This is a genomic window from Nocardioides sp. NPDC051685, from assembly GCF_044453405.1.
In the GTDB taxonomy this organism is placed as follows: Bacteria; Actinomycetota; Actinomycetes; order Propionibacteriales; family Nocardioidaceae; genus Nocardioides.
Map to the genome: position 1 here is coordinate 208659 of NZ_JBITCR010000002.1, position 15793 is coordinate 224451.

At 70.9% G+C, this 15793-nt stretch carries 11 protein-coding genes; 1 reads left to right on the top strand and 10 read right to left on the bottom strand.

The window, feature by feature from the left end; translation table 11 throughout:
• Positions 1–65: 65 nt before the first annotated feature.
• Genes ACIA03_RS06125 through ACIA03_RS06150 form a run of 6 tightly spaced genes read right to left on the bottom strand, consistent with a single transcriptional unit; the run spans position 66 to position 7621 of the window.
• Positions 66–815, bottom strand: a complete 750-nt coding sequence (locus ACIA03_RS06125) for a GntR family transcriptional regulator (RefSeq protein ID WP_396980292.1) — start codon at positions 813–815, stop codon at positions 66–68.
• On the bottom strand, positions 796–2394 hold the full coding sequence (locus ACIA03_RS06130) for a dipeptide ABC transporter ATP-binding protein (RefSeq protein WP_396980294.1): 1599 nt from the start codon (positions 2392–2394) through the stop codon (positions 796–798). The genes ACIA03_RS06125 and ACIA03_RS06130 overlap by 20 nt, the downstream gene beginning before the upstream one ends.
• Positions 2378–4162: a gamma-glutamyltransferase family protein gene (locus ACIA03_RS06135; RefSeq protein WP_396980296.1), complete on the bottom strand. Its 1785-nt coding sequence runs from the start codon at positions 4160–4162 to the stop codon at positions 2378–2380. Before ACIA03_RS06135 ends, ACIA03_RS06130 begins: the two co-directional genes overlap by 17 nt.
• Positions 4159–5031, bottom strand: a complete 873-nt coding sequence (locus tag ACIA03_RS06140) for an ABC transporter permease (RefSeq protein ID WP_396980298.1) — start codon at positions 5029–5031, stop codon at positions 4159–4161. The genes ACIA03_RS06135 and ACIA03_RS06140 overlap by 4 nt, the downstream gene beginning before the upstream one ends.
• The gene (locus ACIA03_RS06145; RefSeq protein WP_396980299.1) at positions 5028–5981 is read right to left on the bottom strand and encodes an ABC transporter permease; all 954 of its coding nucleotides are present in this window, start codon (positions 5979–5981) and stop codon (positions 5028–5030) included. Before ACIA03_RS06145 ends, ACIA03_RS06140 begins: the two co-directional genes overlap by 4 nt.
• Positions 5981–7621 (bottom strand): ABC transporter substrate-binding protein, encoded by a 1641-nt coding sequence (locus ACIA03_RS06150; RefSeq protein ID WP_396980300.1) that lies wholly within the window; start codon positions 7619–7621, stop codon positions 5981–5983. Before ACIA03_RS06150 ends, ACIA03_RS06145 begins: the two co-directional genes overlap by 1 nt.
• A gap of 166 nt (positions 7622–7787) precedes the next feature.
• Between ACIA03_RS06150 and ACIA03_RS06155 the strand changes: the two genes are divergently transcribed.
• Positions 7788–8909 (top strand): calcium:proton antiporter, encoded by a 1122-nt coding sequence (locus ACIA03_RS06155; RefSeq protein WP_396980302.1) that lies wholly within the window; start codon positions 7788–7790, stop codon positions 8907–8909.
• 18 nt (positions 8910–8927) lie between these two features.
• On the opposite strand, the gene ACIA03_RS06160 is transcribed toward ACIA03_RS06155, so the two are convergent.
• Genes ACIA03_RS06160 through ACIA03_RS06175 form a run of 4 tightly spaced genes read right to left on the bottom strand, consistent with a single transcriptional unit; the run spans position 8928 to position 15733 of the window.
• Complete coding sequence (locus tag ACIA03_RS06160; RefSeq protein ID WP_396980304.1) at positions 8928–10124, bottom strand: Wadjet anti-phage system protein JetD domain-containing protein; 1197 nt, start codon at positions 10122–10124, stop codon at positions 8928–8930.
• Positions 10121–13477, bottom strand: a complete 3357-nt coding sequence (locus ACIA03_RS06165) for an ATP-binding protein (protein WP_396981771.1) — start codon at positions 13475–13477, stop codon at positions 10121–10123. Before ACIA03_RS06165 ends, ACIA03_RS06160 begins: the two co-directional genes overlap by 4 nt.
• Before the next feature lie 2 nt (positions 13478–13479).
• Positions 13480–14217, bottom strand: coding sequence for a DUF4194 domain-containing protein (locus ACIA03_RS06170; RefSeq protein ID WP_396980306.1), 738 nt, complete (start codon positions 14215–14217; stop codon positions 13480–13482).
• A complete protein-coding gene (locus tag ACIA03_RS06175) occupies positions 14210–15733 on the bottom strand; it encodes a DUF3375 domain-containing protein (protein WP_396980308.1) in 1524 nt (507 codons plus the stop codon). Before ACIA03_RS06175 ends, ACIA03_RS06170 begins: the two co-directional genes overlap by 8 nt.
• Positions 15734–15793 lie beyond the last annotated feature (60 nt).

Genomic DNA, 15793 nt, shown 5'->3' on the forward strand with positions numbered 1-15793 from the left:
CTGTGTTGGTCTCGACACGCCTCCGCCCAGCGGCTCCGGCGGCTCGACCAGCGGAGCTAGGCGGCTCAGGCGGGCGGACGCCCACCACCCGGAACAGGCGGGACGGCCCTCAGCTCCTCGACCTTCTCCGGCGGCGCGCTGCGCAACGCATAGCCGATCCGCGACTCACGTACGTGCCAGCCCATCAGCTCGGCGGCGCGGTCGCAGTCACCGGCATCGATCGCGGCCAGGATGCGCCGGTGGTCGGGCCAGAGCCGCTTGCCGCGGGAGAAGGTGTCGAGCGCGTAGAGCCACTCGATCTTGTGCGAGAGCTGACGCAGCAACGTGGCCAGCGTCCTGCTGCCGCTGAGCTCGGCGACCAGGATGTGGAAGCGGTCGTTGAGCGCGACCAGGGGCTCCAGATCGTCGCGGGCCACCCACTCGTCCCCCTCGTCGAGGATCTGCGCGAGCTCGCGCCGGACCTCGAACCACGCCTGGTTGGGCTCGGGCTCGTCGAAGAGACCTCTGGCCCGTTCCGCCGCGCGGCGAGCGGTCGCGATCTCGAGCGCCTCACGCACCGCGAAGAGGTCGTCGGCCTCGTCGAACGGGACGTGGCCGACCTTCGACCCGATGTGCGGCGTCGACTCGATGAACCCCTCCGCCTCCAATGCCCGCAGCGCCTCGCGCACCGGCACCCGGCTGACGCCGTAGCGCTGGGCCAGGAACGCCTCGGTCACCCTGGTCCCGGGGGTCAGCTCCCCGGCGATGATGTCGCGCCGTACGGCTGCGGTCAGGGCACCGGCCGGGCGACCCCCCTCAGCCGGCGAGAGCCGCACCGGGGATCGCTTCCAGCAGCTCGGCGGTGTAGGCCGAGGTCGGTGCGGTGAAGATCTGGTCCACGGTGTCGTGCTCGACGATCCTGCCCTTGTGCATGACCACGACTCTATGTGCGATCTGGCGTACGACGGCGAGATCGTGGGTGATGAACAGGTAGCTGAGGCCGAGATCACGCTGCAGGTCGGCCAGCAGGGTGAGGATCTGGTCCTGGACGAGCACGTCGAGCGCGGAGACCGCCTCGTCACAGATCACCAGCTCCGGGTCGAGGGCCAGCGCCCGGGCGATCGCGACCCGCTGCCGCTGGCCCCCGGAGAGCTCGCTGGGTCGTCGCCCGGCGACGGACTCGGGCAGCGCGACCTGGTCGAGGAGCTCGCGTACGCGGCGCTGCCGGTCCTTCCGCTCGCCGACCCGGTGGATGTGCAGCGGCTCGGCGACCAGCTGGGCGACGGTGTAGGTGGGGTCCAGGGAGCTGTAGGGGTCCTGGAAGACGGGCTGCACGCGACGGCGCAGATCGGCCCGCTCGGCGCGCGATGCCCCGGCGATGCTGCGGCCGTCGATCCGCGCGGTGCCGGAGGTCGGTGTCTCCAGGCCGAGGACCATCTTGGCGATCGTCGACTTCCCGGATCCCGACTCCCCCACGACCGCGGTCGTGGTGCCGCGCGAGACGGAGAAGGAGGCATGGTCGACGGCTCGGAACGTCTCGCCGCGCCGGCCGCGGAGCCTGAACTCCTTGACCAGGTCCTCCACCACGAGGATCGGATCGGTGCCATCCTGGAGGGACGGCGTGCCGCCCTCCCGGTCCAGCGACGGGGTCGCCGCGATCAGCCGCCTGGTGTAGTCGTGCTGCGGGTCCCTGAGGATCTGGGCCGCCGGCCCGGTCTCGACGATGACGCCGTCGTGCATCACGACCACTCGGTCGGCCCGGTCCGCCGCGAGCCCGAGGTCATGGGTGACGAAGAGCAGAGAGGTGCCATGGGCTGCGACGAGGGTCTCGAGGTGGTCGAGGATCCGCCGCTGCACGGTCACGTCCAGCGCACTGGTGGGCTCGTCGGCGATCAGCAGCTTCGGCTCGCGGGCCAGCGCCATCGCGATCAGGACGCGCTGACGCATCCCCCCGGAGAACTCGTGCGGATACTGCCCCGCCCGGCGCTCCGCCTCGGGGATCCCCGCCTCGGTGAGCAGCTCGAGCACCCGCTCCTCGACCGCCGGGCCGCGCAGCCCCGCGGCGACGAGCGCGTCCGCGATCTGAGCACCGACCTTCATCGCGGGGTTGAGGTTGGTCATCGGGTCCTGCGGAACCAGGCCGATGCGCTCGCCCCGCAGCCCCCGCCACGCCCTCTCCGTACGTCCCGTCAGCTCGTCCTCGCCGAGCCTGATCGAGCCGCCGGTGACATGCCCCGTCCCGGGCAGCAGGCCCAGGATCGCCGCGACCAGCGTCGACTTCCCCGAGCCCGACTGGCCGACGACCGCGACCCGCTCACCGTGACCAACGGTCAGATCCACACCGTGCAGCACCTCCGTGCGACCGAACGCGACCCGGAGACCGGTGACCGACAGCATCTCAGCGTCCGACGGCATAGCCCTGCGCCCCCCTCGGGTTGGCGGCGGCGGAGAGCGTCCCGGTCGCCGGGTCCCTGGTCACCGCGGAGAGCCGGCCCAGCGACCAGTCGCCGGCCGCCTCGACGGCATGGCCGCGCTCGCGCAGGCTCTCGATGAGCGCCTCGCCGAGCCTGTCCTCCACGACGGCGCCCGCCGGCGTCCAGGTGCGCGGCCAGAAGGACCCGGGGAACGAGGTCGAGTGGAGTGCGGGCGCGTCGATCGCCTGCTGAGGCGTGTAGCCGCCCACGATCGTGCGCAGCAGGTAGAGCAGCTGCCACTGGTCCTGCTGGTCACCGCCGGGAGACCCCACCGCAGTGACCGCCTCGCCGTCGCGCAGCACCAGCGTCGGGGTGAGCGTCGTGCGCGGTCGGCGCCCGGGCTGCAGGGTGGACGGGAGACCGGGCTCCAGCCAGGTCATCTGCAGCCGGGTGCCGAGGCAGAACCCGAGAGCCGGGATCGTCGGGGAGGACTGCAGCCAACCGCCCGACGGGGTCACCGCGATGATGTTGCCCCACCGGTCGGCGACGTCGATGTGGCAGGTGTCGCCGCGTACGTCCCCGGTCGGCGAGACGGTGGGCTCACCTACACCCGCCGCCGCGGCGGCAGGATCGTAGGTCTCCCGCAACGGAGGGAGCTCCTTCGCGTCCAGGCCGGGACGGACCTCCCGGCTGGCCACGTCGCCGATCAGGGCACGGCGGGCGGCGGCGTACTCCTGGGAGAGCAGGATCTCCATCCGCTCCGCGTCGGCGCCGTCGCCATAGTGTGCGTCGCGGTCGGCGAAGGCCAGCTTGGTCGCCTCCAGGATCGTGTGCGCCCCCTCGGGGTTGCACGGGTCGAGCAGCGCGTCGTCCAGCGGGTCGAGCAGGTTGAGGATCTGGAGCAGGACCGGCCCCTGCGTCCACGGCCCGGCCTTGGCGATCGTGTGGCCCCGGAACGACGTGCTCACCGGCGTCTCGTACGCAGCGGAGAACCCGGCCATGTCGGCCGCCGTGATCACCCCAGAATGATCGGTTCCGGAGGCGTGGCGGTGCGGGGTGCGTACGAACTCCTCGATCGCCTCGGCGACGAACCCGCTCCCCCAGGCCGCCCGGGCCGCGTCGATCCGCGCCTGCCTGGTCGGAGCCCCCTCGCCTGCGGCGACGAGCCGCTCGAGCACCGAGGCGTAGGTCTCGTTGCGGACCATGGTGTCGGGCTCCGGCAGCTCGCCGTCGACGAGCCAGTGCTCGGCCGAGGTGGGCCAGTGGTCGCGGAAGAGGTCGGCCACCGTGGCGATCGTGGCGACGGCGCGGCCCAGGATCGGGTGACCGTTGCGGGCGTAGTCGATCGCGTAGGCGAGGATGTCGCCGAGCTCCCAGGTGCCGTGGTCGCGCAGCAGCATCAGCCACGCCTCGACCGCGCCGGGGACGGCCGCGGCGAGCGCTCCCGCCCCGGGGACCAGCTCGAGCCCCTCGGCGCGCATGTGCTCGACGGAGGCTCCCGCGGGTGCGGGGCCCTGACCCATCAGGACCGTCGGCTCGCCGCCGGAGGTCGCGAAGATCCCGACGAGATCACCGCCCGGGCCGTTGAGATGGGGTTCGACGACGTGCAGCACGAAGCCGCCCGCCACGGCAGCGTCGAAGGCGTTGCCGCCCCGCTCCAGCACCGCCTGCGCGGCCCCGCTGGCCAGCCAGTGGGTCGAGGCGACCATCCCGAACCTGCCGAGCAGGTCGGGCCGGGTCTTGAACTCGGGGGCAGGTGTGTAGGTCATGACGTCCTCTCGTCGTTGGCCGGGTCGAGGCTGTCGCGCAGCCCGTCCCCGAAGAGGTTGAAGCTGAGACAGATGATCGCGATCAGGGCGCCTGGGAACACACCGAGCCACGCGTCCTGGGTCAGGTACTGCTGCGCGTCGGAGAGCATCACCCCGAGACTCGCCTCGGGCGGCTGGATGCCCAGCCCGAGGAAGGAGAGCACCGCCTCCCCCAGCACCGCGGAGGGCATGATGATCGTCGCCTGCACGATGACCGCGGACAGGGCGTTGGGCAGGATGTGCCGGCCCATGACACGCAGGCTGCCGGCGTTCATGGTCACCGCGGCCGCCACGAAGTCGGTGGTCCGCAGTCGCAGCGCCTCGCCGCGTACGACCCGGATCATCTGGGGCACATGAGCGATCCCGAGCGCCAGGACCACGTTGGACAGGCTCGCTCCGCGGATGGCGGCGAGTCCGACGGCGAGGATCAGGAACGGGAACGCGAGCGCAACGTCGGTGAAGCGTGACACCAGCGCGTCGGCCCAGCGCCAGGACCCGGCGACCAGGCCGAGCGGGACCCCGACGACCGTCGCCACCAGCACCGACAGCACCCCGACCTGCAGGGACGCCCTAGCCCCGTAGAGCATCCGGGAGAGCGTGTCGCGGCCCAGGTTGTCGGTGCCGAGCGCGAACCCGATCGTGCCCGGCCGCTGGAAGGGGGCGTCGAAGTGGGTCGTCGTCGGGCCGTACGGTGCGAGCACCGGCGCCAGCACGGCCGCCAGCACGACGATGCCGAGGATCACGCCGCCCGCCATGGCGGTCCGGTTGGACCGCATCCGTCGCCACCAGGTGCTGGGCCCGGCGTACGTTGTGGTCGTGGTTGTCGTCATGCGGCACCTGCCACGCGGATCCGGGGGTCGAGGACGGAGTAGAGCACGTCGACCGCCAGGTTGATCAGGACGTATCCGACGGTGATGATCACGACGACTGCTTCGATGACCGGGTAGTCCCGGGTGAACACGCTGTTGAGGGTGAGCTTGCCGAACCCGGGCAGCCCGAAGATGCTCTCGGTGACCACCGCCCCCGAGATGAGCCCGCCGAGCTGCAGCCCGACGATGGTGACCACGACCAGGAGCGAGTTGCGCAGGCCGTAAGCCAGCAGCACCCGCCGCCCGCCCAGGCCCTTGGCCCGGGCGGTGCGGACGAAGTCGGATCCCATCGTCTCGATCATCGAGGCCCGGGTCTGCCGCATCACCGCGGCGGCGATCGCGAGCGAGAGGATCAGCGCCGGCAGGGTCAGGTGGTAGATCGCATCCAGCGGGTTCTCGAGCATCGGCACGTAGCCGGAGGCCGGGAAGAGCGAGAGCCGCACCGACAGGTAGAGGATCGCCAGCAGCCCGAGCCAGAAGCTCGGCACCGAGAGCCCCACCATCGCGACCCCGTTGGCGAGGAGCTCCGGCCACCGGCCGCGGCGCCGCTCGGCGATGACTCCGAGGGCAAGCCCCACGACGACGGCGATGACCAGCGCGTACGCCGCCAGCCACAGTGTCACCGGGAGCGTGCTGCCGAGCAGCTCGGTGACCGGCGTGCCGGTGCGCAGGGAGCGCCCGAAGTCGCCGTGCACGTAGTTCCGGACCCAGGTGGCGTACTGCACCCAGAGCGCCTGGTCGAGCCCGAGGTCGGCGCGGACCGCGGCGATCCGCTCCGGGCTCGCCTCCTCCCCTGCCATCGCCAGCGCGGGGTCGCCGGGCAGCATGCGTACGCCGGCGAAGATCACCATCGAGGAGAGCACGATCGTGAGCAGCGAGTGCCACGTCCTGGTGAGGAGATAGGCCCCCATCAGCCGGCCAGGTAGGCGGCGCCGCTGATGCGTACGACGCCGTCGGAGAAGACGGAGACGCCGGCGATCTGCTTCGACAGCCCGGTCAGGTTCCGCTGGCGGTAGAGGTAGACGATCGGGTTGTCCTCGTGGACCTGGGCGATCGCCTTGCCGTAGAGATCGGCGCGCTCGGCGGTATCCGTCTCCGAGGCGGCGTCGGTGAGGAGCTTGTCGACCTCGGCGTTGCTGTAGCCCATGGTGTTCTGGCCCGCGCCGGTGGTGAGGAAGTTGAAGGTGTTGCCGTTGGGATCGACACGGCCGGACCAGCCCAGCTGCATCGCCTCGAAGGCACCGCGGTCGTTGTTGTCCAGGAGCGTGGTGTACTCCACCGGCTCGATCCGCAGGTCGAAACCGGCCGCCTTCACCTGGGCCTGGAGGGCCTGCGCGAACTGCAGGCTGCTCGGGGTGTTGGAGGTCTGCATCGTGACCTTCAGAGGGGTCGTGACACCCGCCTCCTCGAGCAGCTTCTTGGCTCCTGCCGGGTCGTGCTCCGGGCACGCCTGGGAGGCGTCGGTGGCGAACGCGCTGCTGTCCGCGATCGGCGAGCAGGTCGGGTCGTAGTAGCCGTGGAAGACGCTCTGGACCAGCTGCTCGCGGTCGACCGCCATCGAGAACGCCTGGCGTACCGCCTTGCTCTTCGCGATCGGGGTGTCGATCTGCGCGACCGGGGTGCCGACACCGTTCTGGTTGCCGATGTTGATCTGGACGCCCTGGTAGCCGAAGGAGCCCACCTGCATCATCGACAGCTCGCTGTCCTTGCGGAGGTCGGCCATGTCAGCCGGCGCGAGCGAGTCGGCGACCTGGACGTCACCCGACTTGAGGTTGGCCGCGCGGATCGAGGCGTCGGTCATGATCCGGTAGACGATCTTGTCCAGGTGGACGTTCTCGGCGTCGTAGTAGCCGGGGTCCTTCTCGACGGTGATGGAGGTGCCGGGCACCCGGTCGACGAACTTGAACGGCCCGACACAGGTCGGGTGGTCGGCGAAGTTGTCGCCCATCTTCTTCAGCGCGGTGGGCGACATGATCATCCCGGCGCGGTCGGCCAGCGAGGCCGTCAGCGGCGAGAACGGCTCCTTGAACCTCAGCCGCACCTCGTACGGTCCGCTCGCCTCGACCGTGCTCAGCGTCCCGAGCTCGCTGGCGCGCGAGGAGTCCGGCTTGGTGAGGTTCCGCTTCAGCGTGGTCACCACGGCTGCCGCGTCGAACGGCGTCCCGTCGGCGAACTTCACGCCTTCCTTGACCGGGAAGGTGGCGACCAGGCCGCCCTCGGAGAGCTCGGGAAGCGCCGTGGCCAGCATCGGTACGATCCCGCCGTCGGCGTCGATGTCGTAGAGCTTCTGGCAGACGGTCTCCATCACGTAGCGCGTGTAGAGCGAGGACGACGTGGTCGGGTCGAGCGCGTCCGGGTCGGCGGAGAGGCCCATGGTGAGCGTCCCACCCTCCTTGATCTCCTTGTCGCCGATCCCGATCGTGGTGACGACATCACCCGCGACCTCGTCGGAGGACTGGGTCGAGGTCTTCTGGACCTCGCTGCAGGCACTCGCGCTCAGGGCGAGGGCGAAGACGGCGGCGTACGCAGCAAGGCGAGGTATCCGAGGCATGGCTGCTCCTGGGGGTGGGGGAACGCGGGCAACGAACTGAATGCAATCATCAAGGATTCACCAAGGTTGTATACAACGTGTGCCGATTGGGTAAATCGGCCAAGGTCACGTGCCCCGGCCGGTGTCAGGCGACGGGTGCGCGAGTCCCGGCCGTTAAGGTCGACTCATGAGCGCACCAGCGGTCCGGGGCCGCCTGCAGTGGTCAGTGGTCGTGCCGATCCTCGCCCTGGTGGTGCTGGTGTTCGCGTGGATCCGCCACGACCACTGGACGATCCTCGCCGTGGTGGCGGCGGTGCTGATCGGAGCGGTGCTCAGCGCGGTCCACCACGCCGAGGTCGTCGCCCACAAGGTCGGCGAGCCGTTCGGCTCGCTGATCCTCGCGATCGCGGTCACCGTGATCGAGGTCGGCCTGATCGTGATGTTGATGACCAGCGGCGGCGACAGCACCAGCACCTATGCGCGCGACACGGTCTTCGCTGCGGTGATGATCACCCTCAACGGCATCGTCGGGCTCTCGCTGATGGTCGGCGCCCTCAAGCACGGGCTGGTCAGCTTCAACGCCGCCGGCACCGGCTCGGCGGTCGCCACGGTCATCGCGCTGGCCGGCCTCACCCTGGTGCTGCCGACGTTCACGACATCGGCGCCGGGCCCGCAGTACTCACCCTCGCAGCTCGCCTTCGCCGCCGTCGCGTCGCTGGCGCTCTACGTCGCCTTCCTCTTCACCCAGACAGTCCGCCACCGCGACTTCTTCCTCCCCGTCACCAGCGACGAGCACGGCCGGATGACCGGGCTGCTCGACCTCGACGACGACGGCCACGCGGACCCGCCCTCGGCCGGCGAGGCCGGGCTCAGCCTGGGCCTGCTCCTGGTCTCGCTGATCTCGGTGGTCGGCCTGGCGAAGGTCCTCTCCCCCACGATCGAGAGCACCGTCAAGAGCCTCGGGTTCCCCTACGCCGTCGTGGGCGTCGTGATCGCCCTCCTCGTCCTGGCTCCCGAGTCCATCGCCGCCGTCCGCAACGCCGGCCGCGACCGGGTGCAGACCAGCCTCAACCTCGCCTACGGCTCCGCAATGGCCTCGATCGGTCTCACCATCCCCGCCATCGCCGTCGCGATGATCTGGCTCAGCGGCCCCCTCGAGCTCGGCCTCGAGCCGACCCAGATCGTGCTGCTCGTGATCACCGTCTTCGTCACCGGGCTCACCGTCGTCCAGGGCCGCGTCTACGCACTCCAGGGGTTCGTCCACCTGGTCCTGCTGGCGTCGTTCCTGTTCCTGTCGATCCAGCCGTAGGTCCTGCGCCGGAGACGCTCATCTCGAAGCCAACAGCGCTGCCGCCTCTTCGATCGGAAGCTTCTCCTGCTCGATCCTGCGGAACTCGGCCTCACCGGCCGCCGCGATCGTCGCGTACGCCGCGGCTTCGGCATCGTCGAGCTCCGGCAACTGGGTCGGACACGGCTTCAGCGGCCTGCCGTCCTTGTCCACGCTCACGCCCTGCTCTGCGAATCGGCTCATGGTGACGAGGTCCATGAGGATCGAGTCGACCTTGGTCGGCATGGCCGCGCGAAAGCGATTGAGGATCGCGTAGCCCTCCGCGTCCATGTCGCCCCAGTAGACGACCCGCTCGGCGTCGCGGACCCATGGGATCTCGGCCACCAGCGCGGCCGCCGCGAACCCGACGCCCTCCACGACGACCGCACCCTCCAGCGGCGGGAAGAAGAGCCGACAGTCACGGTTCTCCACGACCACCACCGTTCGCGGGCGATAGGCGAGCTGATGCTCATCCCCTGCCGTCCAGGCGTCGTGGCGACGCCGATCCTGGTCGGCCAGGTAGTCGGGATCGACGTACGTCAGATGGATGGCTGTCGGCCGCCGGCGCAGCTCGGCATCGAGGTCGCGGCCGGACAGACCGCGCACCAGGGCCATGTGGGAATCGAGCCACTTGGTGTGCACCCCGGGGATCGGGAGCTGACGAGCGCTCCAGCGGCTCACGTCGGGGTGGGTGGTGAGGAAGTCGAGGACTCGCAAGAGGGCGACCAGGTCCGTCTCCGAGAAGCCGACGAGTCGTTTGAGCGCACCCGCCGTCAGCAGCGCCTGGCCCGCTCGCAGACGTCGGGCGATCTCCCGGGCTCGGGCGAGGTCGACCTTGACCGGCCCGCCGCCCATGGTGCCGAGCGCTGCGGCCGCGGAATCCAGGTCGGGCGCGTGGAACCACTTCGGCGCATACGTCACCGATCCCGCTACCGACAGCTCGGCACTGGCCACCCAAGCACCCGAACCGGCTTCGTCCGGCAGCCCGAGATGTCGCCACGCGGCTCGCCAGTCACCCCAGTCGCCCATCAGATGCCGCTCGACGACGGCACCGCTGGTCACGTTCGGACGCAGCGGGATCTTGAACGGATATCCGTCTCCCTGCGCCTCCGCGCAGACCGCATCGGCCCACCTTCTGCCGATCTGGACGGCGAGCTTCACGCCCGCCTCGGCCGGGCTCACCAACCGTGCGTTCACGTGCCCGGGATCTCCTCGAGCCCGACCTCGAGCTTCGGGAAGGAGTGACCCTCGGCGTCCTTGAGCACGGTGTACTGCACATCCACGTGCGGCTCGATGGCGCTGTGCTTGTCGTTGGGGGCACCGATGATGAGCTGGAAGCCGAGGCCTCGCCAGGCACCGATGGCGCGGCCGGTGAAGCGGGCGTCGGCCTTGATCAGCGCCTCGTCGAGGAAGACCGGGGCGTAGCGCGGTCGCTCAGCACCGGCGTCGCCGAGCTGGTAGCGGAGCGCGGCACCGACGATGAAGGCGACCAGCTCCTGCGACTCGCCACCGGACTTCTCGCCGATGTGGTCGTAGAGGGCGACGTGCTCACCGGTGTCGGCGGTGACCTTCTCGGCACTGACGCGGACGTGGTTGCGTACGTCGATCAGATCCGCGAAGTCGGGAGCCGTGCGGCGCATCCGGTCGATGAGGCGGGACATCCGGGTGTAGGCCTGCTCCCGGGTCTCGTTGGTCGTCGCCTTCTCGATGAGGTCGCGCACGGCGCGCAGCTCGCGACGGAAGCGACCGCGGACGGCCGACTGGCCCTCCTGGGTGTCGATCCGCAGCCGGTGGGCATCGTCGTTGAACGGCAGCTCGCCGAGGATCTGGTTGATCGGGTCGATCCGGTCGCGGATCTCGCGCACGGCCCGCGACAGCGTCGAGTCCAGGTTGGTCAGGTCGTTGCCCGACAGGTTGAGCAGGGAGTCGCGCCACTCGACCTCGAGCTCGTGCAGGCCGCTGGTCTGCAGCTCGTCGAGAAGCCGGTCGAAGTCGGCGTAGGAGGCGTCGGGGTCGGTGTGGAGATTCGGGTTGGGCCAGCGTTCCAGGAACGCCTCGAACGTCTGCTGCAGCTGGACGCGGGCGGCACCGATCGTCTCCTGCGCACCGGCGCGGTCGGCGTCAAGGCTCTCCCCCGCGCGGGCGAAGACCGCATCGAGCTCGGCGAGCGCGTCCTCGCGGCGGCCGGCCTCCTCGCCGCCTGCCGCCTTGAAGAGCTGCTCGAGGTAGTCGGCCTGAGCAGGAGCGACCTCGGTGCCCGAGGCGGCCGCGTCCTCCAGCGCGTCCTTGGCCCGGTCGACCTGCTCGACGACGTCGCTCCACCGCTCGTCGAGGTCCTTGAAGGCGCTCTTGGCGGCACCGATGCCCTCGCGCAGCGAGTCGACCTTGGCCCGGGCCTCCTTCAGCCGCTCCTGGAGCGTGGCGATCTGCGGGTTGCCGGCGGTGACCTCCTCGATCACCGCCGCCCACCGGTCGCGCTCGGCGGTGGCCCCGGCGATGTCGACCTGGTCCCAGGTCAGCGCGGAGACCGCTTTGAAGGACGTACGCCGCAGGTCGAGCTGCTTGATGGCCAGCTCGGCCTCGCCGACCGCCACCGTCGCCCTCTCCGCATCGGTGCGGGCGGTCGCGAGGAGCTCGGTGAGCTCCGCGACCCGACGGGTGTTGGTGAAGCCGAGCACGTTGCCGGCGCCGTGGCCGCCGTGGGCGCCGCGCATCCCCTGGGAGACCTGGCCGGTCACGGTCAGCGCCATCCGGTGCTGGCCGAGCAGCGCCGGGGTCTGCACGCAGACGTAGTTGTGTCGTTCGGTCAGCCGCTTCTTGAGCCAGCCGGTGAACACGCCGCGGCGGTAGTCGAGGCGTCCCGGAAGGGTGCCCTCGTCGAGGAGGGTGTTGTCCTGCATGCCGGTGTGGACGGCCTCGTAGCGGATCCGCGTGCGCTGCCGCATCGAGTCGATCGCAGCCCGGAAGGCGCCGACATGAGCGGCGTCGACGAGCATCGTGGTCGCGAACCCGCCCAGCGCCAGGTTGAACGCCTCGCGCCAGGCCTCGTGCTCGGTGCGTACCTCGACCAGTTCGCCGACGAACGGCATCTCCGCCGGGCTCAGCCCGGCCGCCTCGGCCAGCACGGCCCGGGCCGCGCGCAGCGGCTCCGGGATGTTGTTCTTCGTCTTCTCGGCATCGGCGAGCTCGACCTCGAGCCGGCCGACCAGCTTGATCGCGTCGGCCTCGGCGGACCGCGCGGCGGCATAGACGTTGAGGGCGGTGGTGCGGGCGTCGTCGTCGACCAGCGCCTCCTGCGCGGTCGCCTGGACGGCCTCGAACTCGGCCTGGGTCGTCACCTCGGCACTGAGGATCGTGAGCTCGGCCTCGAGCGCCTCGCGGGCGCGGCGTACCTGGTCGGCCCGGCTCTCGGCGGACTTGATCTCGCGGGTGGCCTCCTCGAGGCGGCGGCCGCCGGAGGCCGCGACGGTGACCGCGAGGCCGTCGCGCTCGGACTCGGCGGCGTCGATGAGCGCCTGCTTCTCGGCGACCGCCTTCTCCGCGGCGCTCCTGCGGGAGCTGAGGTCGGCCTCGAGCTCGCTGAGCAGGTCGACCCGCTTGCCCGCCCGCCACAGCCCGGCGGGCGTCGCCTCGTCACCGAAGACACCGATCCCGTCGATGACCTCCAGCCTGGACGCGGCGTCCTCGATCGCCGCGCGGTGCTCGCGGATCGGCATCAGCGCCCGCACCTGCTGCTGTGCGGTGACCATCCGGTCGCGGGTCGCGGAGAGCTCGTCGAAGTGGGCCACCACGCCGTCGGCGGTGGCGAGGGTCTCGGGCTCCTCGAGGACCATCTTCTTGTAGAGGTCGTCGACCGTGGTGATCTGCTGGCCCGCCTGGATCCTCCCCAGCAGGTTGACGGCCTTCTCGCCGTCGCCCGCGGCACCGATCCCGAGCGCGGAGTGGATCCGCGCGGTGAAGTCGCGGTCGGTGTCGATCGGGGTCAGCCCGACCTCGGCGACCGCGGTGCGCGTGAACCGGTGAGCGGCGACCGGCTCCAGATCGCGTACGTCGAAGCCTGCCTCGGCCACGGCACGGAGCTTGGTCACGTCGTCGAGGTTCTTGGCGGACGCGGGGACGTACCAGGCCCGGACCGCGGTGAAGCGGGCACCGGTCTGGTCCGCCCAGGTCATCGCGATCGCCGACCAGGTGTCCCGGCCGTCGCCGCGCAGGACCCGGATCTTGGTGCCGTCGGCGGTCTTGGCCTCGTCGATCTTGCCGCGAGCGTAGGAGAGGATGTTGCGCTGGTCCTGGCCCCGGGGCCGGCCCACGACGCCGCCGTTGGAGGCGCCGTTGAAGGGTGTCGTGTGCGGCATGATCAGCGCGATGTAGGCGTCCATCAGCGTCGACTTGCCCGACCCGGAGCCTCCGGTGAGCAGGGTCGCGGTCGGCGAGAAGCGCACCCGGTGGGCGCCGTCGTAGCCGCCCCAGTTGACCAGCTGCAGCTCGCTCGCGACCCACTGCCGGCCGGTCGAGCGGGCCGGGATGAGGCCGAAGAGACTGTCGATCATGTTCACTGCTCGGTCTCCTCGGTGTCCTCGGTGTCCTCAGCGTCCTCAGCGTCCTCGGCGTGCTCGACGACCTCGACCCTGGACGTACCCGTCGGGTCCTTCAGCCACGCCTTGAGCTCGGTCAGCTTCTCGACGCTCAGCACGATCTCGACCAGCGGCGTGATCCGGTAGCGGTCCTCGGACTCCTCCTCGATCAGGCCTTCCCGGGCGAGCCGCTCGACCGCCCGCCGGATCTCGCGGCGTGCCGCGGCGTCGCCGCTGGCGACGTCGAAGTAGGTGAGCACGGTCTGCTCCAGCTCGTCGGCGTCCACGCGTGCGGAGCTCTCCCCCGCACCGCGCTCGCGCTGGAAGACGGTCCGCAGGTGCACCAGCACGAGCGTCTCGGCCCGCGAGTAGGCGTCGTCCTTGAGGAGCACCGGCACGTCCAACTCCTCCGAGCGCACCTGCCGCTTGTAGGCGATCCCGCGGTCGTGGTCGACGACGAGCCGGACGAACAGGTCGTGGAGCCGCGACTCGATCACCGCCTGGTGCTCGAGCAACGTACGCCACTGGCGCGGGCTCCGCTCCGCGGTGATGAACCGACGGCGCAGGAGCTGGACCAGCACCCGGCGTACGTCGGCGTCCAGGACGCCGCGGTCGCCGACGAAGAGCTCGGTCGGGTCGTCCTCCATCGAGACCGGCTCGATGAAGCCCTCCGGCTCGCTCCCGTAGGCGACCGCCTCGGTCTCGGTCTCAGTCAACGTCGGCCCCTTCGCCAGTTCCATCGCCAGTTCCACTGCCACCAGTCATCCTCACTCCACCGAACGCGAACCTCCGGCGTACGCCGTCCGCCCGGACCGCCTCGATGGTCGAGATCTCACCCGTCTCGGCCATCCCGCGGCGGTGCGCGATCTCGAGCAGCCCGAGCAGGTCGACCGGGCGCCGGATCTCCTCCGGCGCGGCCGCGAAGACCTCGGCCACGTCGACCGGCCCCTCGCCCTCATGAGCGGCGAGATAGGCGGTCAGATGGGTCTCGATCGCCCGGTAGCCGGGTCCGCCCCAGGCCTTGGTGTCCTCGACCGCGCTCTCCACGTCGCCCCAGTCGGCGAGCGGTGCCGGTGGCTCGGGAGGCCGCAGCTCGCTGACCGACTGGCGCAGGTGGACGAGGTCGGCGAGCGGCAGCCGGCGCAGCGGCTCGACGGCCTCGGACGGCCGTGAGGACGGCATCCACGCCTGGAAGCCGACCATCACGTCGCGCAGCAGGTCGTCGACCTGCCGGTCGCGGGCCGGGTCGTGCGTACGCACCTGGGTGGTGATCACGTGGGAGGCGGTCTGCTGGGCGGCCAGGACCTCGGCGACGCCGGTCTCGATCCGGCGCCCGACCGCGGCGAGCTCGGCCCGCTCGGTCGGCCCCATCGCCTTCGTGAACCGGTGTCGCAGCACCGTACGCAGGTTGGTGGCCAGGTCGTCGAGGCGACGCGGGTCGCCGATCATCCGCAGCGCACCGGCGAACGCCTTGCCCTCGGGCGTGGAGGCCATCACGTCCTTGCCGCGCTGCAGATACTCACGCAGGACCTCTCCGGCCGGGCGTACGTCCTGGCGCAGGTCGGTCACCACGTCACGCTGCATCGCCCGGATCGACTCGACGACGCGCGCGAAGTCGGCCGGGAGCTCGCGGGTCAGGTGGAGGATGTTCTCGGCCTGCTCGAGCAGCGTGTCGTCCTCGACGGTGTCGACGACGCCGGTGCGGTCCAGGCGGGCGATCTCGGCCCGGCGCTCGGCGATCTCCTCGGTCAGCCGCGCGACCCGGGTCAGCACGTCGGGGTCGGCGTCCTGGGCGAGCCGTTCGACCGCCTCCAGCAGCGTCCGGACCCGCGACTCGGAGACCCGCGCCCGCGACCCGCTCGCCCGGCCGGCGATCTCCAGGGCGCCGACGGCGTGCGCGGAGAGCCGGTAGACCTCGTCCTCGCCCTCGATCTGGCGCAGCAGCCAGCCGGCACGCACCCACTGGCGGCACAGCTCGCGGGCCGTGCCGACCGGGAGCATCACCTCACCGCCCTCGCCCTCGGCATAGCCGGTGGCCCGGAGCCGGTCCAGCATGTCGCCGATCTCGGCGTGCGCGTCCACCACCGGGACCGAGGCCCGCTCGGAGGTGAACGTCACCGAGAGCACCGCCACCACGAACGGCGCGAACCGGCCGTGCAGAAGATCGAGCATCGGGTTCTTGAAGGCGGCCAGAGCCCCGGCGTACGCCGCCTCGACGCGAGTGTCACTCATCGGCAGATACCGTACGTGGCACCACCGACAAGACCACAACCTTCGTCACACGCGCGGACG